This is a genomic window from Paenibacillus sp. AK002, assembly GCF_053903045.1.
This window is the reverse complement of sequence record NZ_CP096377.1, coordinates 3,084,922-3,111,092: the sequence shown is the minus strand read 5'-3', so window position 1 is coordinate 3,111,092 and position 26,171 is coordinate 3,084,922. Positions and strand designations below refer to the sequence as shown.

The following is a 26,171-nucleotide window of genomic DNA, read 5'->3' as shown; positions in this document are numbered from 1 at the left end:
CGAAAAAATAAATAAAAGTGACTTTATCTGTTGGCAATCAACAGAAGACAGCCAACCCTAACGGGCTGGCTGTCTTCTGTTTCAGTATTTTTTTGGAACCCGATGCATGGATCTCCTCCCCTCACGGTAGGTCTATTTGTTTCCTTTCGGAACCCTGAATTTCAATTGATCCACAATCATCCAATTTCCGGACCGTTTCACTCCTTTGATCGTATGTTCGCTATTTTGAAGACCGTTCAGGCGGTAGACGCTCTGGAGGGTCTGCCGGCTGTCATGATAAGCATTGATCGTTTTCATGAATTTGCCGTCCACATACAGATCGATTTTTCCTTGGCCGGGTCCTTTCGGCGTCAGCAGCTCAACGCCAGTACCCTGGAAGGTATATTCAAAATAATCGCCGTTCGACGGCGTAGCATGCACGTCATTCAGGTAGTCTCCGCGGAACTGGAACTCGAACACATTCGTTCCGACCGGTGCTTTGGCCAGATACGATTTCTTGATTTTCACCTTATCCCTGGATACGCTATAATCCTTGCCTTCCTTTAGAAGGCCGGCGCCGTGCTTGATTGCCGTCAGCGTAGTTTCGTCAACTCGAAGTTCGACCTCGACATCCTTCGGATTCCGGCCGTTTTTGTTAAACGCAGCAGCATCCGGCTCGATCAGATCGGTTACCCGATATTTCAAATGATCTAGCAGCATGTAATAGCCCGACTTTTTCACGACTTTCACCGTATGCTCTTCATCTGTCAATCCATCCACATGATATACGCTTTGCTGAACCTGTTTCTCTGGTGCATAGGTGCTTATCGTCTGCAGGAAATCACCGTCTACATAGATATCCATATCGCCTTGGGCATTATCCTTCTCCGTAATCAACTCAATGCCCGTTCCCTTAAAACGGAATTCATAATAATCACCGTTCTTTTCCGTAAAATGCACGTCGTCCTTGTAATCGCCCAGTCCCCGGTTCCTGCTGTGCTGCCATGCTCCTATATACCTCAGGGACGCATCATCGTCGTTGACGGTCACATAACGCCCTCTGGACGTGTCGATGATCACCACGGCAAGGTCCTGCGGCCTGCCCGAGCTGAACGCAAGTTCAAGCTTCGCCGTACCCAGCGGCAATTGCTTGAGGAAGGTCGACAGAATGGTAATCTGATTACCGGAAACGATGTAATCCGTGCCTTCCTGGAGAACCGAATCCCCATAGCGAATACCGGTCAATTGATTGCCATTGAGCTCCATCGTGGCCGTAACGGCTTTCTGTACCTCGGCATTTTTATCAAAGCCTGCCACACTCGGTACAATGGTGCTATTCGGCGGTGTTGTATCCCCTACATCGACAGCCAGGATTTGCGGAGCACCTCCGCTGAAAGAAAAATGCAGAAGTGCCCGGCCAACCGGCAGGGTTGCCAGATAGCTTTTGCTCAGCACGATTCGATTGCCGTTCACCGAATAATCCGTGCCCGGTTTCAGATCGCTGCCGCGATGAGATATTCCCGCTAGCGAGTTTCCATTCCAGGCCACACCTACCGTAATATCCTGCTGCACAGCCTCGTTCTTATCAAACGACTCTTTAGTCGTCTCGAGCAGACTATGTTCGGCTGCGCTATCCTCCACGGTCAACGCAAGCGTCTGCGATGCTCCTCCGCTGAATGAGAACAAAAGCCGTGTCAAGCCGTTCGGTTGAGCAGCCAGATAAGACTTCTTCAGCATCACTTGCTGATCCGCCAGCGCATAGTCCTGCTCTTTTACAAGCTCGATTTCGCCATTCTTAATGCTGTCCAGCGTATATCCGTACGTTGCACCCGTGACGGTTACCTCGGTCTCGGCCGAATCCGCTTTATCGTAACGAACGGCAGACGGCGTAATCAGATCGGGCATAAGAACCCGGATTTGGTCCAGCAGCATGAAAATGCCGGATTTTTTCACGGCTTTCACCGTATGCGAGCCATACTCCAAGCCGGACAGATGGAATACCGTTTGCTGGGCTAACCTGCCCGCATTCGAAGTATCCACCGTTTGGACGTAAACGTCGTCCACATAGATATCCATTTCTCCTTGCGAAGGATCGAGTTCTGTTACAAGCTCAATACCTGTCCCTGTGAATGTGTACTCGAAATACTCCCCATCCTTCTCGGCAAAGTGGACGTCGTCGCCGAAATCACCCAACCCCCGGTTATAGCTTCGGTTCCAGGCTCCGGTATAATGAATGTCGGGGTGGTCATCGTTCAGCGAAATAACGCCGCCGGCGGCTGTATCTCTGACAACGACGACTGCACGTTGCGGCTGTCCGTTGGTAAAGGTAAATATAAGCTCGGTCATGCCCACCGGCAGTGAACTCAGAAATTCCCTCTTCAGCTGCATCTGAGCAGCTGAAACCTTATAGTCGATTCCGGCTGCGAGAGTTGTGCTGCCGGTTGCGACGGCAGTGAGCGCGTTCCCGTTCAATGCAAGCGTCAGATTAACATCGGACGGATCCGAAGCCAGCCGTTCATTGCGATCATAACTGATCACCGGCGGATATACCCTGCTATCCTGCACGGTCGTATCCTGTATCGTCAGCACAAGCTGTTGGTGCGGACCTGCCGGGAACGTAAACGTTAACTGTGCCGTGCCGTTTGGTAGATCAGCCAGATATGATTTGTGGATGCGGATGATATTCCCGTTCACGGTATAATCCGTAAGCGGCACCAAATCATGCCCTCCGTTGGATATGCGGCTGACCTCCTTGTTATCGTTCCACTGAACGGTTAACTCGATATCCTGCTGCTTGGAAGCCTCCTTATCGAAATTCGCCGCTGACGGACTAACCGTACTTCCGTTTACCGTCTCGTCGCTGACGTCAATCACGAGATTCTGGGTATCGGACGGCAGCTCCATTCCGCCGTTACGCTTCCAGCTTCCTTCATACCTCATGCCGGTATCATCATCATTTACGGCAACCCAGCCGTCTTGCGCCGTTATTCGCAACAAGCGGGAGCCATGCGCAGGCAATTCGGCGCGATAACCATCCTTGTATATCCCAAGATCGCTCCGGCTCCATAAATCGCGGACGGCTGCGGGAGCCTCCAAGCCTATGCTCGGCCAGTCAACGACCATTTCGGCACTCTTCTCCCCAAGATTGAAGAGTCCCACCGTATAACTGCCGTCGCCGTTATTCGCATACCATACCTGCTGTTCGGTATCCGTGGATACCGGATGCGCCGGACGGCCCGCTTGATTAACCGCGATCACTTCTTCGTTGGTCAACAGCTCGATGCCATAATCGTCCAGCTTGGTCATGTCATCTCCAATGTAGAGCGGAACGGCGGATATCGCCCAAAAGGTCATCGCCGATTGGCGCTCATCCTTCGTCAGCCCATCCATTTCGCCATTGCCTACATTCAAGGAATCGAAATCGTTCCAACCCTCCGGCCCGGCATGCCGCCACCATTGCTCCGCTTTGGGGAACAATCGGGCGATGCTCGGCCAAGTCGTAAGCGCCTCCGAACCGCAATAGCATTCGATATCCCAATCGATGCGCCAGCCGTCGGCATGCTCTTTCCAGTAATCCACGTAACGGATATCCAGCGCCCAGGATAATTCGAGCCAAATATCGTGCCGCTTGAGGGCTTGGGACCAGGCCTTCACGTCATCTCGGGCATCCATCGACAGGTCGGATATGCCCGAGCCCGGCGTGACACTATCGAACTTAATGAAGTCGACTCCCCATTCGCCAAGTTGATCCGCGATCGAATCGATGTATTTTTGCGCGCAGGGATTCGAGAAATCGATCTTGTATCCGAGCCCCCAATAATCCGATTTTTGCAGCGGCTGTGCCGCAATCTCCTGCATCCTGCAGCTGGTGCCGTAAATCTGCAGATTGTCTTCATAGGCTTGCGGGGATAATCCCGGAATCAGGTAAAGCCCGAATTTTTGGCCGTTGGCGTGCACGTGATCAATCACGTCCTGAAGCCCGTCCGGGTACAGCGTCGTACTGGGAACGGGTCTACCGTACTCGTCCATGCTGCCGTTCCAGCCCGCGTCTACATTGATGTATTCATATCCGTATGGCTGCAGCTTCTCATGCATCGCGTCCGATTGCGCTTTAATATGATCCGCCGTGATCCAGCTGCCGGTATGGTACACCTGGAGGCTGTAGCTGCTCCAGCCCATATACGGCTTGCTTGCAAAATCCTCCTCGGCCGCTGCTTGCGCTTCGGTCGGAACCGCAGGGAACATGAAAGCGATCTGTGCCGCGGCTAACAACATGGCCAGCAATAACCGAGCCGAGCTCTTTTTCTTCTTCATGACATCTTCTCCTCTTCGATATTAGGCTTATATTTGCCGAATGCAGTAACGGCTTCCACCAAGCGTTCGGACGAGTGGTTGCGCATGAATGCGGGACTTCACCTCCTGATTTCTTTTGCAGTCAATACATGATAGCGCTTTCTATTTTTGATCATAGAAGATGGAAGGATTTTCAGATAGGGTCAATTCATGCGATACCATCCCGTTTTCCTTCCTGTGGACGGTACATTATTCCGCTGTACCGTCCTTTTTTCCGTTCGAATCCGTTACCGGCACGCTTACGAGCCTGCGCCCAAAGGAATGCAACATCCGTAACTTATATAAAATGTTGTCCGAACAAACAAAAGGGTGACATCCACGAAGTCTATTGAGACCTCCGGAGTCACCCTTTGCTACACCGGCCGAACGATTATTTCATCATGCGTTTCAGCTCTTTATACAGCTTACGGTCCAAGTATCGAATCAGTTTGGTCAGCCCATACAATATGGCGATAATCAAGATGGTGATGACGCTCATGAAAATAATCCAACGAATGGATAACGTTCCTCTGGACCATCCAATCATCAGGAGTAAGAGATACGTCACAATGACAATCCAAATGCTGATTGTGAACAAACGTTTCAATACCATCACTCCCCTTCATGTTATCGTATGGACCGCGGGACGATGGGACTGAGTTATCAATGCGAGACGGTTCCCCCATCCGATCATGTGTCCCTAAATTATACCAGATCAAGCAGATCATAAGAGGCTCGGCGAATGATAAAAAAAGAAGATAACCCTGCAAATTCAGGATTATCTTCTCAGCTTCATAATGCCTTGCTATGGTTATGGTGAGAAATTCTTGTTCTCCATCACGATAACGGACTCCGAGCCGGACCTCGATGCCGCCGTTTGTTTTGTATATAAGACCAGCTCGCGGATCGTGCTGCAGCACTGCTTGGCCCCTGCCACCAATAACGGACCGCCGATGAAACTCAGTTTTAGCCTCTTGGACAAAAATCCCCCGATCGTCATGATGATGGGCACGGTAGGCGATGTGTTGGAGAATACGATCGGTTCGTCATTCTGGTATTTGTCTTGAAGAATCAAGCACACATTTTCCAACGCGGGGACAACGACTTTGGATGAACCCCGTCCAATCGTGTACACGGGGTTCCCGTTCTCGTCCAGACCGTGAAAGATAAGTTTACCCATATCGGACGTATTCAGTTTATCGAAATAGTCTACCGCCAGAATCTCCTCTTTCGTAAGCTGGCGATTGGTCGGCAATTTATTCAAATGATAAGCTGCAGCCAGAGATGTTGTATGCGTTCCGCCATAATCATTATAAATAAATATCATGTCCATGACCCTGCCTTCCGATTTAATGAGCTTATTATTACCCATTATGCAAATCTCATTCGCCCGCGATTCATGGATTGCTAGACTTGATACTTTCGCAACTAAAAGAAGCCCTGATGATCAGGGCTTCCTCGGGATGAATCCGATTTAAGATGGGCTTAGTCCAGATAAACGGCCTTGCCGATTTTTGCGGATTCGTATAGAGCTTCCAAGATTCGAGATACAACATAAGCTTGTTCTGGGGTTACCACAGGATCTTTATCCTGGTCGATAGCCTCGATCCATCTTCTCATCTCAACATCCGGAGCTTGCTCCTTCTTGCCGTCATAGAACGCAACCCCGCCGGAGTTCAATTCGATTTCGTTTGTATACAGGCGGCTGAATTTCTCGCCGTTGATGCGAAGACCGTTCTTCATATCGGCTCCGCCTTCCGAACCGCTCAGCGAGCATTTGGCTTCATCGACTTCAAGCGTATTGAGCGCCCAGCTGGATTCCAGCATAATGGTTGCGCCGTTCTCCATCACAATCATGCCGAAGGCGGAATCTTCCACCGTGAATTTTTCGGGATCCCAAGGTCCCCAAGCATTGGCCGCATTCTCCTTGCGGGACAGTTCATGGTATGTGGTACCGAGTACAATCTTCGGCTTGTAATTATCCATCATCCAGAGCGTCAGATCGAGCGCGTGCGTGCCGATGTCGATAAGCGGCCCGCCGCCTTGTTTTTCCTCATCCAAAAAGACGCCCCAAGTCGGAACCGCTCTTCTTCGTACGGCATGCGCTTTGGCAAAATAAATATTTCCGAGTTCACCGGCTTCGCATACCTGTTTCAGATAAAGGCTATCTTCGCGGAAACGGTTATTGTATCCGATCGTCAATTTCTTGCCTGTACGTTTCGCTGTTTCCATCATAAGCTTGGCATCGGCGGCCGTTTTGGCCATCGGCTTCTCGCACATAACATGTTTTCCCGCTTCGAGCGAAGCAATGGAAATCTCGGCATGAGAATCATTAGGGGTCAAGACATGTATAATATCGATGCTTTGATCCTGCAGCAGCTCTTTATAATCGCTGTACACTTTAGCTTCCTGGATGCCGTATTTGCCGGCTGCTTCTTCTGCCCGCTCAAGGACAATATCACAGAATGCCACGAGCTCCACGTTTTTTAAACGGCTTAAGCTGGGAAGATGCTTCCCGTTTGCGATTCCGCCGCAGCCGATAATTCCAATACGATAAACTTTAGACATGGATCATCACCATCACTTTTCGTCATTTTTTAAAATTTCATAATTTCTGCTTATTCGAAACGCCTTATAAAACAAGCAGATCGTTGTATGTAATTCTGTCACAACACCTCAACGAATCTCTGAAAGGCACATCACGCTCAACAAAGAGCGGCCGCCAGTCGGCATGTGGAAAACCTTCATCCATCCGAAGGGTTGGTGTACACGCCACGTTTAGGGAAGTGGTCCTATGACTGCTCTATCCCTATGGCGTCTTAGAAAAAAAGTAACAATGAGGGAAATCACTCCTTCCGGCAGCCCGTCATTTATTTTCCGAACATCCACATATAAGGTATCACATCTTACACATTTTTTTAGTCCAACTATGCGACAAAACATATATAAAATTACGACATCATCGCCATGTCTTCAAACAAGGGGCTGCCCGTTCCGAAGCACCATGGTTTACATAATATCCGTTATGAAAATATTATAAATTTTACCAGGAAGCAAGAACCTCCATGCTCCAATGCATGTCCTCATCATTTAAATGCTGACCCCTCACAAAGACGGAGCCGAACCGCCGTCGATATTGATGGCAGTACCCGTTATGTAGGAGGCGGCATCGGACGCCAAAAATACGATGACTTTTGCCGCTTCCTCCGTATCGCCGATACGCCCGAGCGGGATGTTATGGCGCGGATCCCTGGCGTACTGGTCCCAGGTGAGTTCAGGTGATTCACGTTTCCAACGCGCCTCAAGCTGTGCACTCCGTATCGTTCCGATACATACGGTGTTTACCCGGATATGGTCTTTCGCCAAATCGTGACTCATCGCTTTGGTCATGGCTTGTCCTGCCGCTCGGCTGACGCTGCTTGGCATGGATGAAGCCGGCGGCGTTTTGGCCCAGGATGTCGTGATATTAATAATCGCACCGCCGCCGGAATTCCGCAGATGAGGGACGGCCGCACGCGAAAAACGAATCGCGCCGAACAGCTTGAGATCCAGATCGGATGCCCATGACTCGTCGTCGATCTGCTCAAACGGCTTAGCTGCGGCGGTTCCGGCATTGTTCACCAGGATATCGAGCCGTCCGTAGCTTCTTAGCGTTTCGGTTACGGCTCGCATGCAATCCTCAGGTTTCGTAACATCCGCTGCGATGGTTAACGCTTCGGATTTCGATAGATGCCTGATATGATCCGCGGCAGCCCTTAACTGCTCCTCATCTCTTGCACATATGGCAACTTTAGCCCCCTCCATTGCAAACGTAACGGCGGTTTCAAGGCCAATCCCCCTGCTCCCCCCGGTAATCAACGCAACCTTTCCATGGAGTCCCAAATCCATGATCCATCAGCTCCTTTATCTGGATTGCTTGAATCTTTGCCACTAAATACAGCTTCAACATCAACCAGGCGTTTTCCTCTTTGTTCCATCTATTACGCTGCTGATCTGCATGGCCTTTGCGAATGAGCGACATGGGGGTCCAATAAAAAAAACCGCGATAAAATCGCGGTTAACTTCACTTCTATTTGTCTCCAAAATCATGATTGGATTCCCTTCTTGCAAAATCCACAAATTGAAATTTATCCAATCGATGTCTGGATTCCGTGTACTGGAAAAGCGTGGTATCTTCCAAGTGGACGTAACCTCGGACCACGACGACATGGGTATCGCTTCCAAGATCCATATAGGACTGGTCCATCGTCGTAGCTCGTTCCACGGAAATGATTTTTTTCGAGTAACTGATCTTTAGATGGAGCTCCTGCTCCAAGTATTGATAGATGGAATCGCCCGTAATTTCTCTCGTTAAACCCGTCACGATGTCGGCAAGCAAATAATCCACATCGAGGATGATGCGCTCCCCTTCGATTTCCCTGGATCGGATCACCTTCCACACGAGCCGGTCCGGGCGGGTTTGCAGCTCTTTCGCGATGGCGTCCCCGGCCGGAACGCATTCCGTTTCATACACAATCGTACGGCTCTTCCGGCCAATCCGCTCCGCCATTTCCTTATAACTGACAAGCCCCGTAACCGGGAAATTCATTCGCCCGGTGTCGAGCACAAACGAACCTTTGCCCTTAACCTTATGAATATAACCGTTGTGGGCGAGTAAATTCAGTCCCTTGCGGACCGTTTCCCTTGTAATTTGATAGGTTGCCGCAAGCTCGTTCTCCGAGGGCAGCTTGCTGCCGGGCTGCAAAGCGCCGGTTTCGATTTGGTCGGCATAGTCTTTATACAGCGTCCAATAAATGTTGTTCGTCATCCTTTATCACCATCAGCTATTGTACCATTTTCGGAGCAGTGATTACATGTTGCAAAGGAACCCGTCAGTGTCCATTACCGAGAGTCACCTGAAGCACTCGCGTTTCGCCAGGAAGAGCCTCGCCTTCAAACTCCGTCACGTTCTGAATGTGATCTTGCCCATCCGGAATAATGACGGGCGTAATGACCGGCAATCCGGCTTGCTGAATGCGATCGATATCGAATTCAAGCAGCAGCTGCCCTTTCCTTATCTCCGCACCCGTTTCCACATGTGCCGTGAATCCTTCGCCTTTTAACGAAACGGTGTTGATACCGACGTGAATCAGGATCTGGATTCCGTTCGCATCCGTCAAAATAATCGCATGTTTGCTCTTCTTGATCAAATGGGCGACTTGGCCGTCAAACGGAGCATACACTTTGCCTTCGGACGGGACGATCGCGATGCCTTGGCCCATTTGTTTATCGGCGAAGGCAGGATCCGGTACCTCTGATAGGGGAACCACTTTCCCTTTGATCGGTGCCATGATATCTAATGCGGCTTGTTTCGACGCTTCCATCGTTGGACCATTCGTCATTTCCGTCGACGCGAACGATCCGGATGGAAGACTGTCGTTCGTTTCCGTATTAACAGCTTGTGCTTTTCCATCTATTCCAGCAGCATTCCCTTCCGTTGCCTGTCGAGACTGCCTGGACAACTGGTAACGCCCGAACAACAAAGTCCCCGTGAACGGAATGATCATTACAATCGCCATGCCAATGAAGAAGACGCCCCACTGGTTAGGGAAGATGGACAGGAAGCCCGGAATCCCGCCCACGCCAATCGATGATGCCAGGACGTTGTTCACGGCCAGCAGCACGCCCGCAATCCCCGATCCGATCATACCGAAAATAAACGGATATTTATGACGAACGTTGACCCCGAAGATGGCGGGCTCCGTTACCCCCAAGAAAGCCGAGATGGAAGATGTAACGGCGAGTCCTTTCGCCTTCTGTTCCTTCATAATAAACATCATGGCAAGCGCCGCGGCACCTTGAGCAATATTGGACAGCGCCAGCATCGGCCACAAGAACGTTCCGCCTTCGCTGCCGATGAGCTGTATGTCCACCGCAAGGAAGGTATGATGCATCCCCGTAATAACAAGAAGTGCATACAGTCCGCCATAAATCAGGCCGCCCAGAGCGGCAAAGGAGTCAAAAATGCTGACGAGGCCTGAAGTAAGGACGTTGCCGATGGCAAACGTGATCGGCCCTACCAGAACGAACGCGAGGAACCCGGTCACCAACAGGGCAACGGGAGCCACGACAAGCAGCTTGATGGAATCGTGGACGCGTTTGTTCAGGAACTTCTCGATTTTGGCCAAAATATAAGCCGAGACAAGGACCGGCAGCACCTGGCCTTGATAACCGATTTTCTCCACTTCAAAGCCAAACAGGTTCCAAACCGGAACCGTGCCTTCAAGTTTGGCATCCGCATACTGGTAGGCACTGAGCAGATCCGGGTTTACCAGGATCAGGCCCAGCACGATTCCAAGCAGCGGATTGCCTCCGAACTGACGTACCGCCGACCAGCCGATCAGGACAGGCAGGAAGGTAAAGGCGGTGCTTGCAATTAGATTGATGATCGAGGCTACATCCGCCCATTCGGGATGGACCTGAATCAACGACTGTCCTTCATAGAATATGCCCGGTCCCGTAAGCAGATTGTTAATCCCTAACAATAAACCTGCCATGACGATTGCCGGCAGAATCGGTATGAAAATATCCGCAAGCGTTTTAATGGCACGCTGAAGCGGATTTTGCTTCTTGCTCGCAATGTTCTTCACTTCATCCTTCGATACTCTCGCACCGCCGGTGATATCCATCATTTCGTTGTAAACCTGGTCTACAAGACCCGGTCCGATCACGACCTGAAATTGTCCCTGGGAAGAGAACTGCCCCTTCACCAAATCGTTCGCTTCAAGGGCTTGGGAATCCACCTTGCTGTCGTCCACAAGGGCGAATCTTAATCGGGTTACGCAATGCGTAGCGGCTTCGATATTGTCTTTTCCGCCGACTGCTTCGACAATGCGTTCCACGTTTTTGCGATCAATGGCCATAGCTCTACGCTCCTGACATTATGAATTTAGTTGTTGTGAATAAGCCACATATAGGAAGCATACGGTCGTAGTGCAACTGTTGGCGTAAGCTTGGGTTCTTCCGTTGTGTTGCCGATTAACAGTTGAACCGATCGACTTTCGGTTAGATGATCATGCATCTCCTCGGGAAGCTCGAACGATACGCCGCGGTCGCTGAAATTGGAAATGACAACAAGCGTCTGCTCCTTGTTCGTTCTCGCATATGCATAAATTTCGGGATGGCCTTCATCCAGACGAACATATACACCGTCCGTCATCACCGGAAGGTTCTTTCGCATTTCAATCAGTTTCCGGTAATGATGATAGATCGATTGCGGATCTTCCACTTCGGCTTGCGCATTGATCAGCGGATACCGCTCATCGATCTTGATCCAAGGCGTCCCTGTCGTAAATCCCGCCTGATCGCCGTCATTCCAGAGCATGGGTAATCTGGAGTTGTCTCGCGAGCGCACCCTGACGATATGGGCAGCCTCCTCCGGCGTTTTTCCTTGCTCTTGGAGGATGGTATACATGTTTAGAGATTCAACATCCCTAAACTCGGATATGTCATTCCATTTCGGATCGGGCATGCCGATCTCTTCGCCCTGATACACATATGGCGTGCCCTGCAATCCGTGAAGCGTCGTAGCCAGCATTTTCGCGCTTTCCGAGCGGTATTCGCAATCATTGGTGAATCGGGTCAGCGCACGCGGCTGATCATGGTTATTCCAGAAGAGGGCATTCCAGCCCCCGCCCTTCTGCATGCCGATTTGCCAATCGGAAAGCACCCGCTTCAATTCTTCGAAATCGTAAGGCTTGAGCTCCCACTTTTGCCCGTTCGGGTAGTCCACCTTCAAGTGGTGGAAGTTGAACGTCATGGAGAATTCGTTCTCCTTCGGGTTCGAGTAACGAATGCAATGCTCCAAGGTTGTGGAGGACATTTCTCCTACCGTGACGAGATCGTAAGGCTTGAACACTTTTCCGTTCAATTCCTTAATGTATTCATGCACGCGGGGGCCGTCCGTATAAAACCTGCGTCCGTCGCCCGGCGCCACGGAACCGTCATCGTCTGGATAAGCGGGATCCTTCGATATGAGATTGATGACATCCATCCGGAATCCGCTGACGCCCTTGTCCGCCCAGAACGTGAGAATGTCCACGACCTCCGCCCGGACCTTCTCGTTCTCCCAATTCAGATCGGCCTGCGTCTTGTCAAACAATGTCAAGTAATATTGCCTTGTCCCCTCGTCATACTGCCACGCAGGACCTCCAAACTTGGATTGCCAGTTATTCGGCGGGCCGCCGTCTTCCGCGGGATCCCGCCAGATGTAATAGTCGCGATACGGGTTATCGCGTGAGGAAATGGCTTCTTTAAACCATCGATGCTCGGTCGAAGAATGATTCACGACGATGTCGATCATCAAATGCATGTCTCTCTTTTTCAATTCGGCAACAAGTTCATCGAAATCGTCCATCGTCCCGTATGCAGGATCGATGCTGCAATAATCGGCGACGTCGTAACCGTTATCATTTTGCGGAGACACATACACCGGCTGGAGCCACACAATGTCGATGCCAAGTCCCTTTATATAATCAAGCTTTTCCATAAGCCCGCGTATATCGCCGGTACCCCGGCCGGTTGTATCGTTGAAGCTCTTCGGGTATACCTGATAAACCGTCGAAGTTCTCCACCAATCTTGAGATTGGGTTCCTGGGTTCTGCATGTAACTGGGTCCTCCTCGTCATCTTGTATATACAGGTTGCATATAGGAAAATCATATACATGTATATACAGGTTGTCAACCGTTTAACAATTAATACCCACTTCCAGGACGTTTCGACTACAAAAATAACAATTTAATTGGAATTTTCTTCTGAGTTCACGTAAAAAAGACTCCTTGAAGGAGTCTTTTTTTAACATAGTATTGTAGGATACCATCGTAAAGGTACTCTTTATGTCGTTCAAGCCCGGGGGGCCCCTGCCGGATCCGTGACCAGTCGATAGGTTAAGCCCTGTTCTGTTCCAAATGAAAATACGCCTTTGGCGGAGACCTGTACGGGAATGCTGGCATCGCCTTGGTAAACCGCAATCCCATTTCCATGTCCATTGCCTATGCTTACGCTGCATACATTCCCCAAACGAGACATGATCTGTGCCTCCGTCAGTCTTCCATTCTTCCAGCGAATACCGACTTCAAAGCCGCCTCGTGCCCGCAATCCACGTACCTCGCCTTCCGGCCATGCATCCGGCAGAGCCGGCAGCAGCATGAGTAAGGGGCGATGCGACTGCAGCAGCATTTCCGCAATTCCCGCTGCAGCTGCGAAGTTGCCGTCGATCTGAAAAGGAGGATGCGCTCCTAATAAACTCGCATACACACCTCCGTGGTCGTAACGCTCCGAGTCCCCGTCCCGCACCAATCTCAGCATATTGGTTAACAGCCGGAGCGCACGGTTGCCGTCACCGAACCGGCCCCAAAGCGCCACCCTCCAGCCCAGGCTCCAGCCCGTGCTTTCCTCCCCGCGACGCTCCAAAGAGGTTTGGGCAGCTGCAAACAGATCCGGGCTATCTTCCGCAGATAGCTGCCGTCCAGGATAAACCCCGACCAGGTGGGACGTGTGCCGATGAAATACGTCCTCATCCTCGGAGTCATGGGACCATTCCTGCAGCTGGCCGTATCGGCCGACCTGCAGAGGCAGCAAACGTTCCCGTTTGCTGCTCCATTCCTCCCGGAATTCCTCATCCACGCCGAGAATGTCCGCCGCTTCCATGCAATTGGTGAACAGCTCCCATATGAGTGAAATATCCATGGTCGCCCCTTCGCTGACGGCCGCCAGCCCTTCAGACGTGCGGAATTTATGCTCAGGCGAGGTCGACGGCGAGGTCAAGAGATGGCCTGCGTCGTTTTCTATAAGCCAGTCCAAAGCAAATAAAGAAGCTTCCTTCATTAGGGGATAAGCGAACGATCGTAAATAAGCTTCATCGCCGCTATACGCGTAATGCTCCCACAAGTGCTGCGTTAACCAGATTCCACCCATTTGCCAAAGCGCCCAGGAAGGATCGCCGTCCCCGTAATTGCCGACCGGTGCGGTATGGGCCCAGATATCCGTATTATGATGAACGGTCCAGCCCCGGGTACCGTAATGGACGGCGGCGGTTTCCGCACCGTTTACCGACAGGCTTCTGATCAGCTCCAGCAGAGGCTGATGGCATTCCGCCAAATTGCATACCTCCGCGGGCCAATAGTTCATTTGCGCATTGATGTTCAAGGTCCAATTGCTGCTCCACGGCGGCCGGGTTGAGGCATTCCATATCCCCTGAAGATTGGCGGCTTGCGTTCCGGGCCTGGAGCTTGAAATCAGAAGATAGCGGCCATAGTGGAACAGCAGCTCGACCATGCCTGGATCCCGGGCACCGAATCGCTCGATTCTCTCCTCCGTGTCCATATCTCCGGCTGCCAGCGTCTCGCCTAATCGAAGGCTGACGCGGTCAAACAGGCTGCGATAATCGTTGACGTGCCGATCGCGCAGCTCTGTCCAAGACTGGCTGCATGCGGCTTTCATGGTACCCGCAGCTATAGCCGCGGCAGCAGCCGGATGATCTCCGCCATCGCGGTGACCGGGAATTTGGTCAAATCCGTTGAAGCTGGTGGCCGCAGTGAAGTAAATGACCGCTTCGCTCGCATCCAGTACATGAATGCCAGCTGCGTCCATGGTCACGCGGCCATCCGTTTCGGCCACCGCCAACCGACCGTCGAAAGCCATGGCAGCGGTATGTTCAGGATCGCCGTAACGGATAGGACGATCAGAGGAAACATAGCTGGGCTCGACGCGTTCCGGTGCAAATCCCGACATGGCGTACATATCTTCTTCGGTCTTTACGGTAAAACGCAGCGGGCTTTCCAGATAGGCATGAAAGTCCAGCGAGCACGCAGCACTCGAGGTTAACCGCAAGGCAATCATCTGGTCCGGGCTGGATGCGAAGCATTCCCTCGTGTAGGTCACCTCGCCGATGCGGTATTCCGTTCGTTGAACGGCATTGGCGATATCCAGCGTTCTTCGGTAAGAATGAAACACGCCTCCATGATCAAACCTGAGGCATAAGTCTCCTAACGGCAGGTAAGATTCCGTATAGGGCCCCATCATCTTGCGCCCTAGCTGATCGGCCTCCATATAACGTCCCTGGCTTGCCAGCTCCCGGATCTCCGGCAGCGCTTCCCGTGCAGACGGGTTGTTCCAATCCCTGGGATAACCGGACCAGAGCGTATCCTCGTTCAAGCTGATCGTTTCACGCTCCACGCCGCCGTAGACCATGCCTCCAAGACGTCCGTTGCCGATCGGCAGCGCCTCCGTCCAGACCGTGGCTGGTTTCACGTACTGCAATTTCATGTTTGCTCCCACTCGCCTTGCCTCCTTTATTTCAATTCGTCATACTCCACGTCATTGCACGAAATATCCGTTCCCATGCAGGCTTCCAAATGGACGCGTTCGTCCGTACGGATATTCCCTGCAAGACCGTGCTTTTCCTGCATCCGAATCACGTTATTTTGGAATATCAGTCCCTCCGTGCTTCTTGCCGTTAACCAATCTTCTCCGGTTGTTTCAAAGCAGTTGCGTGCAATCCGAATGTTGCGGTGAACCGCTGCAAGATGATGTTTATTCTCAGGTGCAATCCGTATCACGGCATATCCGGGACCGCCGCAATTCACAAACCGGTTATCCGCAATGCTCATATCCGTTACGGCGCCGGATTCGTACCAGGATGATGCATCCGCTGCGACCAGTATCGCGCTCATCTGCATGTTCACAAAGGTGTTATTCCGAATCACGATCCGCCGCGGCGTCGTGGCCAGAATTCCGCGCGTGGGAATACGGGCGAATGTATTGCCGACAATTTCGACCTCCGGCGTCCACGTCATATTTTCAAGCACGTCCCGTTCTCCGATGTCCGCGGGAAGCGCGTTTTCCAACGTGATCAGCATTTCGCGGGGCGATTTCATGCCGACAGCGGCGACTCTTCCGAAAGCGTAGGGGTTCAGCGTATCCGCATTCACGAACGCGATCTCATCTTCCGGCAGAAAAGCCAAAAATCCGTAAGTCTGCGGATGCATAAACCTGACAAGCAATTGATCGGAGGCTGGTCTACCAACGATCCGGAGATAAGCGCCGTGGACATTGATCGCATCATCATGGGCCCCTGCAAACCGACTATTCCGAATCGAGACCTTCCCTCTGCAGCCCGACAGGTGAATGAAATCCGCAAACCCCGCCACCGTGCGGCCGGTCTCCGGACGCGGCGTCAGATCCAAGCGTTCAAAGGTCAGATTGGCACTGAACTGTCCAACCACGCCCAGTCCATGCATGAAATGCAGGCCCACGTCGCTGAACGTCACCCCGGAGCTTCGGGTGATCAACATGCCAACCTGGTCCCGAATGCCGTCGCGCATTTGCACGATTGTACCGGGTGCCATGTGCGGAGGGCCTTGGTTTCCAAAATGAAACCGAAGCCGTCGCGGCGACAGCTCCTCGGTAAACACCACCCGCTCCAGCCAATTATCTACGCGCCATACAGCACCGAAATCCGCACTGCATAACTGCATCGGTCCTTCGCGAAAACGCCAGCCTTCGCCCACCCATTCGAATTTGCCGTCAGCGCAATCATAGCGTGAATCCGGATGAACGGTTGCCTCAAGATAAGCTTCGACGCACCGATCCACCGTCATTTCGGTCACGGTCGGGGCGGCGTAATCCCAGTGCAGATTGCGAATTTCAATATCCGTGCAGCCATCGAGCACAAGCATCGTCTGCTTTCCGTGGAAAACAAACAAAGCGCCGTTCCCCTCAAGCGTCACATGGTGCAGATCCTTAAGCCAAATCCCGATCGTTTTGGTCACATCCGGATTCTCTTCCTCGCTGGTTGTATTCGAGATATAATAGGCTTCCCGATCGGCCGATTGAGGATAAAAATGATAGCAGCCCGGCGGTATGTCCAGAATGACCGAGCCTTCCATTGACCTGGCGGCTTCTATCGCGCGTTTCATGGCAGGTTGCGCATCCGGGTTATTCGGTTCCTCGTAATCCCGCAAGGAAAGGGTGATCGGAGCTGTAGTATTTTGATTTCCAGGCATATGCAGTGACAACACCTCCCATTACTAGTAACAGCCCTTTGCAGGCTTGGTGTAACCCATCGCGGAAATCCGCGATTTTCGCCTAATTCGCTAGCAGCTTCAGCACGCGCATGCCCGTACCCTGGCTTCGCTTATCCTTGAGTCCTGTATTGCGAACCATGATCGAAATCGGCCCGCGCGCTTGAAGTCTAGGAAAGTGTACGCTGACTGGCCGATAAGCGTTCAAGCACCACTCGTCGAAGGGATTGACCCGTACGATGGACCCGCCGTTGATCGAGTATTCAAAGATTCCGGTGTCGGGTCCGCATAACAGCAGCAGTCCGCCGCTTTGTCCTTCCACGGTGAACGTAAACGAAGCGTTCGGATGATCAGAGTACCTGTGATCTGTTGCATAATGCCAATTCATGAGTTTTGAACCTGACGGCAGCTCCCGGATTTGAAAATCCCCGGTATAATCGGCTAGCTCATATGGGAGCATTTCGGCATATTCGTAGTTCCCCGCCAGCAGCGGTTCTGTGGGCAAATGTCCGCAATGATTGAGCATCAATGAGTCACCCTCTGTCGACAGCAGCTCCTTCAAATATCCCTGCAAAAAACCGGCGTATATCTCATGCCCCTCATCATTCGGATGGTATCCATCAGGTGCAAGCGATGACCAAGCTACCTCACCGTTAGTCAGCATGCCATAAATGCCGGCGGCAAAATCGACGGAAGGAATGCCGTAATGCTCGGCCACTTCTTCGTGAACGGCAATGGGATACGGCCGGATACGGGCCAGGTTTCGCTCCGACCCGGTATAAATGAAACATAGATCCGTTCCGGGTGACAGACGACGGCATTGGCGTACAATTCCCTCCATTCCTCTGATGGATTCTTCTCGGTCGCTCCCGTCATTCACGCTGAATTCCACGAATAGCAAATCGATGTTCCCGACTCTCAGCACGTGTTCGCGTAGACGATGAGCTCCCAGCGAAGAATCCGTCCCCCCGACACCTGCGTTAATGGAGCGAATCCGCGAACTTCCAAAATGTTCTCTTAAATAATAAGTCGTTAAAGCACGCCAGCTTGTCTTCTCGGCCGCTGAGGCACCGGCTCCCTCCGTGATGGATCCGCCCAGAAAGGCAACCGTCACCTGTTCTTCCCCTGCAAGTTTGGCTTTAACATGAGGCAGCCCTCCGCGATTTACGATGAATGCGGTACGGTCCATGCCTTTGTTATAATCCGACACATGATCACCTTCCCTCGTTCTCCATAGATCCCCTTGAAACAGAGAAAATGCGGAGTGGCCGATCGGTTTAGACCGGCATCCGCATATGGATGTTGGAATGATTTCCTGACAGCCGCAGCTGCTTAGCTGTCCTTCGATTATTTGGCGGATTGATCGTAAGCCGTCTGCAAAATTTCGAGATAACGATCCAGTTTCAGATCCTTCAATCCTTTGACGTAAGCGTCCCAATCCTTGTTCAGATCCTTGTTGCCCGTAATGAACTGCAGCTGGTTCTGCTCAATATAGTTTTTAAGGTTGGTTTGAAGCATGCTGGCTTCATCGATGACGCTCGGATCGATCCAGATCGACCAGATCGGAAAGATCTCCTTCGGCTCATGTCCTTGGTACAGCAGCGAAGCATTATACAATCTGCGCTCATAGCCGTCGGATGCATAAATATCGGTTCCCTGCACCCACGTATCGCGATACTCCTTCGGCATATAGAAATGGCCCATTCCGCTCCAACCCGCATTATGCGGCGCTTCGCCTTCCTTCGTCGGAATGGACTTGACCATCGGCGTCACGCCCTCGCCGAGCGCTTGATCGCCGGGCTCGGGGTCTGTCCAATCGATCCCTTTCATGCCGGTTGCCGCATTGGTTTGGCCTTCCGGCGTAAACATGTAGTCCACCATCTTGATCAATGCTACCCGGGCTTCTTCACTGGCTTTGTTCGTGATCACGAATTTTGCGCCTGGTGATACGCCGCCCGCATCATGGGTTGCGTATGAAATTCCGTTCGGTCCGCTTAGCGGCGGAAGCGGATTGTAATGCGCCGAACGGGTGTTGCCCGGATCGATGTTCACGAAGATGGCCGGGTGCATGCCGGCACCGGCGCCGAGAATTTCAGCGTCCGCATTCTCGCCGATTTTCTTGAACGCCTCCGCATTTTGGGTGAATGCGCCCGGATCGATCAATCCCTCGTCATACAACGATTTGATATAGGTGAGCCCTTCCTTCCATTCCGGCGTGATCGCCGCGGACTCAACCTTGCCGCCATTCATCGTCAAGTAGTTCCGGTCGTCGTCGTAAACGAAGCTGTTCATCAAATAAGGGATAATCCGGACGCCGAAATCCTCCGTTGAACCGCTAAGGGGCACTTCATCCGCTTTCCCGTTGCCGTTCGGATCCTGCGTTTTGAATGCCTGCAGCATGCTTCTGAATTCCTCGGTCGTTGTCGGTTCCTCGAGATTCAGCTTCTTCAGCCATTCGGTATTGATCCACATTTTATTGGGATAGGAGCAGTGGAAGCATTCCGTGTATGCGCCTAGTCCGTAGATATTCCCATCCGGGGCCGTAACAAGCGCCTTCATTTCCGGCGTGGCCTCCATGGCCGCTTTAATGTTCGGCCCGTGCTGTTCAATCAGATCGTTCAGGGGAACGAGCACTCCCTGTTGACCGTATTTGAGCACATCCGCTTGAGAGAATTCATCGATATAGTGCGTCAGCAGATAGGCATCCGGATAATCGCCGCTGGCCAGGGAAATTTGGCGTTTCTCCTTGGCGCCGTCGGAGGGATTGATCTGCCAATTAAATTTAATGTTAAACTGTTCCTCGATATGCTTGGTAAATTTGTTCACCGGAATATCGATGCCTGATTCCTGTACGGCAAAAACGCTGATTTCCACGGGTTTTGAGCTGTCCGAACTGCCGGACGCGCTTCCGCCCTGAGGGCTGCTCGAGCTTTCTGTATTTTTGCCTGAGCACCCTGCCATCACGATGCTGCTCACCAATAACAGCATGAGCAAACTGAATAGGCCTTTTTTCAAATGGAATCGCTCCCTTTTTCATTAGAGTCAACACGCAAACGACTAGCTTTACACTTAACGGAGCATCACCTCCCTTCCAACATGAGCAAGCTCGGGTTCCCTTGGCCTGGTCTGATTCGGCCCTCCCAGCTTAAATAGCGATCAGCCTTTCACGGAACCTACGAGCATCCCCTGCACAAAATAGCGCTGCACAAACGGATAAATGACTAGCACAGGCAGCGTGGCAACCACAATCAGCGCATATTTCAGGAGCTCGGCAAGCTGCTGCCTCTCAACCATGGCTAAAGCATCCATCGTTCCCGAACTGTTATTCTGAATGATAATGCTTCGAAGAATCAGCTGCAGCGGAAACAGGTCAGCGCTTTTCAAGTAAATCAACGCATCGAAATACGCATTCCACTGGCCGACCGCATACATGAGCACGAGCACGGCCATAATCGGCTTCGACAACGGGAGGACGATGCTCCAGATAAAACGGATGTCGCTGCAGCCGTCCATCTCGCTGGCCTCCTGCAATTCGTCCGGAATGGAAGACTGAAAAAAAGATCGGGCGATAATCACCTGCCACACCCAAATGGCATTGGGAATGAGCAGCGCCCAGCGGGTATCGATCAGATGAAGCTCCCGTACGACCATATAAGTCGGAATCAGCCCTCCGCTGAATATCATCGTAAACGTAATGATCATCATCAACGCGTTGCGTCCAAAAAACGATCTGCGCGAAAGCGGGTAGGCAATCATGATGGTCAACACGACACTGATGATCGTACCGGCCGTCGTGTAGAAAATGGAATTTGCGTATCCGGTCATAATCTCGGGCGTTTTAAAGAGGACCCGAAAGCCCTCGAACGAAATATCGACCGGCCACAACCATACCCTGCCCGAAGTAACGGCAGCCGGGCTGCTGATGGAGCTGCTGATGATATAAATCAGCGGATACAAAACCGCAATAACGACCAGAAAGAGAACGATGTATACCGTTGTCAGGAAGATGCGGTCACCAGCGGACTCCTTGATTTTTCTTGTACCTGCTTGTTGAACTGCCATGCCATAGCTCCTTCCTTACCAAATGCTGTTATGGGTCATTCGTTTAGCCAATCCGTTCACGGTCAGCAGCAGAATGAGGTTGATCACGGAATTGAAGAGGCCGACTGCGGTTGCAAAGCTGTAGTTGGCATTCAGCAGCCCAATCCGATAGACATACGTTGCAATGATTTCGGAGTTCACCTGATTCAGCGGATTTTGCAGCAGATAGACCTTCTCGAATCCAAGCGCCATCACATTGCCGACATTCAGTATCAAAATAATGACGATGGTCGGCACAATGCCCGGCAGATCCACATGACGGATCTTTTGGAAGCGCGAGGCGCCGTCCACCTTCGCCGCTTCATACAGGGTCGGGTCAATGCCGGCCAATGCCGCCAAATAGATCACTGCGCTATAACCTGCCGTCTGCCAAATATCGGACCATACGTAGATGGAACGAAACATCCCGGGATCGCCGAGAAAGTTCACGGACTCCAGACCGAAAAAATTCAAAGCCACGTTGGCAAAGCCCAGCCGCGGGGCCAGAAACAGCATGATGATCGACACCATGACCACCGTGGAAATAAAATACGGCGCAAAGGAAACCAGCTGGACGAACTTTTTGAATCGACCGCCCCGGATCTCGTTAATCATTAACGCCAGCACGATCGGAATCGGAAACCCGGCTAAGATGAGATAACCGCTGAGAATGATCGTGTTTTTGACGAGCGTCCAGAATAACGGATTCTCGAAGAACAGCTCGAAGTGCTTGAAACCTACCCAGGGACTGCCCCATATTCCCTTGATGACGTTGTAGTCCTTGAAGGCAAGAACGGCATTCAGCATCGGATAGTACTTAAATATCAGGAAAAACAGCAGCGGCGGAATCACGAGCAGGTACATCTGCCAATGCTTCCTCAAACTCTTTCGTGCAACATGCCAATAGCCGGTGCTGGTGTTGGTATGGATACTAGGCTCCGACTCGATTGCCAATGGCTTCTCCAGAATAATCCCCCCTAGTGTAATGACAGATGATGTGTCGGCATTGATATGATAGCGTTTTCTTTATGTGTCGATCATAGGCGAGAAATCCGGTCCTTGAACAGGTACACTTCGGTCGTTTGGCGTACAAATAACCGCTTTTCCGCAGGGCATCCTGTCTCGTCAGGGGCCAAATCCCGCGTATTGGCGTTTCTTTAGCCCAAACAGCCGCATCGTCCTAAGCGACAATGCGGCTTGCGAGGATCAACCCTTTACCCGACCTCATGAGACTGACGGTAAGCGCTCGGGGAAATGCCGATGAGGCGCTTGAATGCCCTGCGAAACGAATGGGAGCTGTTGTAGCCCACCTGAGCCGCTATTTCATCGACCGTGAGGTTCGTCTCGGCAAGCAGAATGGCCGCCCGATCCATCCGCAACTTGATCAGATGATCGGAATAATTGACCCCGGTTACTTCCTTGAACAATTGGGAGATGTATTTCTCCGGCCGCTCCACATGCTCGGCCACGCGGTATAAGGTGAGATCCGGATGTGCGTACATCGCTTCGGTATATTCATAAATCTGCCTGATCAGCTTGGCATGGGAGTCCTTCTTTTTATTGGCAATATATCTGCACAGCTCTCCCATGATCGCGCGGATTTCGTTATGAATCGACTCCAGCGGCTCGGTAAAGCCGATATCGATGATGCGCCTTTTTATGTTTTCAAACCATTCCGATTCCGCAAAAATTTTCTGATCCATTAACTTAAGGAACGTTCCTTTGATTTCGCCTACCAGCTGATGCTTCATCTCGACCGATAACTCCCGCTGATGGAGATTTTGATCCATGATCAGATTGACGATCTTCTCGGCTTCTTCCAGCTCCCCTGCCCGTATCGTGCTGATCAAGCGCTGCTCGGTGTCCAGCGGGTAGTAATACGTTGTGTTGACGATTCGGGCTTCGCGGTACCACACCGTCTCTTTTTGATTCATGTAAACGGCGTATTCAAGAGCCTGCTTGGCCTGGTCAAATGACTGCCCCGCCTCTGAGACCGAATCGAACGGATCGCCGAAACCGGCTTGGAGGAACATTTTATATTCATGCAGCACCTGCTTCGTCAGCGTATCGATCAACCCCGTAATTCGAAGCTCTTCATCCGGCCCGGGCTCTATATCTTCGTCGGTAAAGAACAAAACCACCATTTTGTCCGAGCCCAGATCCGTCATGGGCAGCGTCCCGGCGATTTCGGAAAAGGCCTGCTTCATGAGAAGCCGGGCGGCGTTAAGCTCGTTAAGGATCTCCACGCTGTCCATGCCGGCATATCCTTTGATCTGCAGGATACCGACATAGCCCTTTCCGTTATGCAAGGCAATATCAGCCTGCTGGGCAGCGGAAGCAATTTCGTCCCTCGATTCAAACTCGCCGGCAATCAGACGTCTCAGGAAAGCATCCCGGACAAACGGCAGCTGACGCGTCAGCTCGTTTTCCAGTTGTTTGTTTTTGCTGATCATATTGGCAATATTCCCGCTCAAAAAGTCGAATTCATTGCGCTCCGTCAGCTCATCCCTGCCGAACTGCTCTTTCATGATGCTAATCATTCGATGGATCGGCACGCTGTTCCGATGAGCCAAATACAACCCGAACAGCAGCCCGACGATCATGGCGCCCCCGGTAATGAACCAGGACGCTTGTTTAATTTGATCGGCATTCTCCATCAAGGCGCTGCGGGGGATGCCGGCCTGATAGACCCAACCGCTCTTATCGGAGCGGGTGGTGATCACAAGGTCATTCTTGTAGAACTGGCTGGTTTTGTTCTGATCGAATGCCGGATCGTTCATGATTTGGCTTACATCGGATTCTATGTTTCCTTGAAGAGCAAGCGTATTCCCTATCCCGTCGTGGATGTGGACCCAGCCGCCGTAGTTGTCGGTTAACCCCGAGAATAATCCGGCAATCGTCCGTGCATCAATCACGACCACGACTTTGGCCGGGGACGAATCGTTGAAGCTGTCCAGCGGGAGCGACTGCATGTACGTGATGACGGAAGTTTCGTTGTCCCTTTCCGAAAAGGAAGAGAGCGGTTTGATTTCACTGCGATGGGCTTTCTCCAGGATCTGTTGTTTCCACTCCTCAAAACTGAGATCGTCATAATGAAAAAACTCGTAGTAATGCTCCGGCCGATAAGAGGAGCCCGACGTTACAATCAAGTCGTAATTCGCCAAATAGATGTAGTAATGCTGAAGAAAATCGTTGGTTTGACCGAAAGTCAACACATTGCGCATCGTTCTCCATATGCCGTAAACATCCCTTTGGGCAAGATGATCGTTGAGCAGCACGTTAAGGTCTTGATTGATCGCCAGCTGCCGCGTCATCCCTTCCACTTCCGCCATCCTGTGCTCCAGCAGCTCCTGGCTTTTCTCGAGCTGAACGATGCTGTTCTCAATCGAAATGGATTGCGTTACGGAGATGGAGGTTAAGTAGGATATGTATCCTCCGATGGTGGGAATGAGCAGAATGGCAATATAGGAGATGAGAAAGCTGCGAAATACCTTCGAATGCTTAAGAATAAATATCCCCCCTTATTTGACAGCGTTTTCAAAAAATAACGACTCAAGTTCTCCCGCCAACTAATAAATTTGATCATAATGGATGTTTGCGGCGCATGGGTAGGTACTTCTGCGTATGGAAGGGTACATTTTTCCATATCGGGCCTGCACGCGGCTAAATGACGGAAAGTAACTCCATATTAGGGGAATCGGCAAGCTTGGTAAATATCCGATTGTTAAGGTTCATGATGCTTTATGACAATAACGGAAAATCACCATGCCTTTGGATATTTTGACCATTGTCCACATAAAAAAAGCCGCGTTTTCACGCGGCAGCTGACGTTTAATCCCACCAAAAATACCAGATGTCGTGCTTCATTAGATAGTCCGCATAATGTCCAAGCGTCGGAAACCCGTCCATGACATATTGGCAGAAAATAAAATGCTCCTTGGCGAGCCGTAATGCTTCATCAAACGTTTGGGGTCGTTTTCCGGCCTGAAGAATCCAAGTATCTTCCGAGACGGCCACAATTTTAATCTGATGCTTCTGCTGAAAATGCTTAAAAAACACCGACTGATGCTCGGGCAACGGACATTCGTTATAACCTCCCATCGGAACCCACAGCGGCGCTTCATATCCGGCTTCGGCCGGCAGCGTCAGCAGGATCACCTGCTCGTCCTCTTCCACCTTTCCCTGTACCCATGACGTATTCCAGTCAAAGGGCTCGGCATCCGATTCGCCAAACTCTTCGTTAAGCATTTCGCTGCCTTCCCATAATAATGAATAAGAACGATATAATTCCTCAAAGCTCTTGCCTTCTAATTCTTCCGGTTCCAGCGCAATATCCGTATAGGATAATCGCGAAGCCACGATTTTTCCCAATACATCTTTCATGCTTAACCGCTGAACCTGCTCCAGCTCCTTGTTCACGTATTCAGAAAGGGTTTCTTCTTCGCAGATTTCCTCCATCATTTCCACCAGATTGCAGCCGGGAGCGATGAGAATCTTGTGCTCCCCTTCCTTTGGGACAGGGAGCGTTAAGCCATCCAAATCCAAAACTTCAATATCACATTCGCTTAAATAATGAGCAAGCTCTTCGACCATATGTACACCTCGAATATAGCACATTTTGAAACCAGCATAAGTGCTTACCCTTAATTTTACAAATGATAGAACCATTTGGATAGTCACTTATAAACAAGTTCAAGAGGACGAGCTTTACGCTCGT

Annotated in this window: 16 protein-coding genes; all 16 read right to left on the bottom strand. The window is 51.3% G+C overall.

What is annotated here, in order from left to right; all coding sequences use genetic code 11:
- Positions 1 to 132 precede the first annotated feature (132 nt).
- Positions 133 to 4,293, bottom strand: a complete 4,161-nt coding sequence (locus M1D70_RS13870) for a X2-like carbohydrate binding domain-containing protein (protein ID WP_456290156.1) — start codon at positions 4,291 to 4,293, stop codon at positions 133 to 135.
- Between the two features lie 409 nt (positions 4,294 to 4,702).
- The gene (locus tag M1D70_RS13865) at positions 4,703 to 4,924 is read right to left on the bottom strand and encodes a hypothetical protein (protein ID WP_456290436.1); all 222 of its coding nucleotides are present in this window, start codon (positions 4,922 to 4,924) and stop codon (positions 4,703 to 4,705) included.
- A 198-nt stretch (positions 4,925 to 5,122) separates the two neighbouring features.
- A complete protein-coding gene (locus M1D70_RS13860; RefSeq protein WP_456290435.1) occupies positions 5,123 to 5,638 on the bottom strand; it encodes a DUF3189 family protein in 516 nt (171 codons plus the stop codon).
- Positions 5,639 to 5,796: 158 nt separating this feature from the next.
- The gene (locus tag M1D70_RS13855) at positions 5,797 to 6,879 is read right to left on the bottom strand and encodes a Gfo/Idh/MocA family protein (protein ID WP_404565770.1); all 1,083 of its coding nucleotides are present in this window, start codon (positions 6,877 to 6,879) and stop codon (positions 5,797 to 5,799) included.
- A gap of 537 nt (positions 6,880 to 7,416) precedes the next feature.
- A complete protein-coding gene (locus M1D70_RS13850; protein WP_009592945.1) occupies positions 7,417 to 8,199 on the bottom strand; it encodes an SDR family NAD(P)-dependent oxidoreductase in 783 nt (260 codons plus the stop codon).
- A 181-nt stretch (positions 8,200 to 8,380) separates the two neighbouring features.
- Positions 8,381 to 9,118, bottom strand: a complete 738-nt coding sequence (gene treR, locus M1D70_RS13845; RefSeq protein WP_456290154.1) for a trehalose operon repressor — start codon at positions 9,116 to 9,118, stop codon at positions 8,381 to 8,383.
- Between the two features lie 64 nt (positions 9,119 to 9,182).
- Entirely contained in the window at positions 9,183 to 11,213 is a 2,031-nt protein-coding gene (treP, locus tag M1D70_RS13840; RefSeq protein WP_456290153.1) for a PTS system trehalose-specific EIIBC component, read from the bottom strand.
- A 26-nt stretch (positions 11,214 to 11,239) separates the two neighbouring features.
- Positions 11,240 to 12,955: an alpha,alpha-phosphotrehalase gene (treC, locus tag M1D70_RS13835; RefSeq protein ID WP_456290152.1), complete on the bottom strand. Its 1,716-nt coding sequence runs from the start codon at positions 12,953 to 12,955 to the stop codon at positions 11,240 to 11,242.
- A gap of 238 nt (positions 12,956 to 13,193) precedes the next feature.
- Complete coding sequence (locus M1D70_RS13830; RefSeq protein ID WP_456290434.1) at positions 13,194 to 15,617, bottom strand: glycoside hydrolase family 95 protein; 2,424 nt, start codon at positions 15,615 to 15,617, stop codon at positions 13,194 to 13,196.
- A gap of 26 nt (positions 15,618 to 15,643) precedes the next feature.
- The gene (locus M1D70_RS13825) at positions 15,644 to 17,356 is read right to left on the bottom strand and encodes a right-handed parallel beta-helix repeat-containing protein (protein WP_456290151.1); all 1,713 of its coding nucleotides are present in this window, start codon (positions 17,354 to 17,356) and stop codon (positions 15,644 to 15,646) included.
- An 82-nt stretch (positions 17,357 to 17,438) separates the two neighbouring features.
- Entirely contained in the window at positions 17,439 to 18,563 is a 1,125-nt protein-coding gene (locus M1D70_RS13820; RefSeq protein WP_456290150.1) for an SGNH/GDSL hydrolase family protein, read from the bottom strand.
- 158 nt (positions 18,564 to 18,721) lie between these two features.
- On the bottom strand, positions 18,722 to 20,389 hold the full coding sequence (locus M1D70_RS13815; protein ID WP_456290149.1) for an extracellular solute-binding protein: 1,668 nt from the start codon (positions 20,387 to 20,389) through the stop codon (positions 18,722 to 18,724).
- A 141-nt stretch (positions 20,390 to 20,530) separates the two neighbouring features.
- A complete protein-coding gene (locus M1D70_RS13810) occupies positions 20,531 to 21,436 on the bottom strand; it encodes a carbohydrate ABC transporter permease (protein WP_009592960.1) in 906 nt (301 codons plus the stop codon).
- Between the two features lie 15 nt (positions 21,437 to 21,451).
- Positions 21,452 to 22,408, bottom strand: coding sequence for an ABC transporter permease (locus M1D70_RS13805; protein ID WP_456290148.1), 957 nt, complete (start codon positions 22,406 to 22,408; stop codon positions 21,452 to 21,454).
- A 260-nt stretch (positions 22,409 to 22,668) separates the two neighbouring features.
- Positions 22,669 to 24,786 carry a helix-turn-helix domain-containing protein gene (locus tag M1D70_RS13800; RefSeq protein WP_456290147.1) on the bottom strand — a complete coding sequence of 706 codons (2,118 nt, stop codon included), beginning with the start codon at positions 24,784 to 24,786 and terminating at the stop codon, positions 22,669 to 22,671.
- 499 nt (positions 24,787 to 25,285) lie between these two features.
- The gene (locus tag M1D70_RS13795) at positions 25,286 to 26,047 is read right to left on the bottom strand and encodes a DUF4253 domain-containing protein (RefSeq protein ID WP_009592939.1); all 762 of its coding nucleotides are present in this window, start codon (positions 26,045 to 26,047) and stop codon (positions 25,286 to 25,288) included.
- Positions 26,048 to 26,171 lie beyond the last annotated feature (124 nt).

Coding starts and splice junctions, on each gene's coding strand:
- M1D70_RS13870 (WP_456290156.1), bottom strand. CDS start 4,293: ATGAAGAAGAAAAAGAGCTCGGCTCGGTTATTGCTGGCCATGTTGTTA.
- M1D70_RS13865 (WP_456290436.1), bottom strand. CDS start 4,924: ATGGTATTGAAACGTTTGTTCACAATCAGCATTTGGATTGTCATTGTG.
- M1D70_RS13860 (WP_456290435.1), bottom strand. CDS start 5,638: ATGATATTTATTTATAATGATTATGGCGGAACGCATACAACATCTCTG.
- M1D70_RS13855 (WP_404565770.1), bottom strand. CDS start 6,879: ATGTCTAAAGTTTATCGTATTGGAATTATCGGCTGCGGCGGAATCGCA.
- M1D70_RS13850 (WP_009592945.1), bottom strand. CDS start 8,199: ATGGATTTGGGACTCCATGGAAAGGTTGCGTTGATTACCGGGGGGAGC.
- treR (WP_456290154.1), bottom strand. CDS start 9,118: ATGACGAACAACATTTATTGGACGCTGTATAAAGACTATGCCGACCAA.
- treP (WP_456290153.1), bottom strand. CDS start 11,213: ATGGCCATTGATCGCAAAAACGTGGAACGCATTGTCGAAGCAGTCGGC.
- treC (WP_456290152.1), bottom strand. CDS start 12,955: ATGCAGAACCCAGGAACCCAATCTCAAGATTGGTGGAGAACTTCGACG.
- M1D70_RS13830 (WP_456290434.1), bottom strand. CDS start 15,617: ATGAAATTGCAGTACGTGAAACCAGCCACGGTCTGGACGGAGGCGCTG.
- M1D70_RS13825 (WP_456290151.1), bottom strand. CDS start 17,356: ATGCCTGGAAATCAAAATACTACAGCTCCGATCACCCTTTCCTTGCGG.
- M1D70_RS13820 (WP_456290150.1), bottom strand. CDS start 18,563: ATGGACCGTACCGCATTCATCGTAAATCGCGGAGGGCTGCCTCATGTT.
- M1D70_RS13810 (WP_009592960.1), bottom strand. CDS start 21,436: ATGGCAGTTCAACAAGCAGGTACAAGAAAAATCAAGGAGTCCGCTGGT.
- M1D70_RS13800 (WP_456290147.1), bottom strand. CDS start 24,786: ATGGCGGAAGTGGAAGGGATGACGCGGCAGCTGGCGATCAATCAAGAC.
- M1D70_RS13795 (WP_009592939.1), bottom strand. CDS start 26,047: ATGGTCGAAGAGCTTGCTCATTATTTAAGCGAATGTGATATTGAAGTT.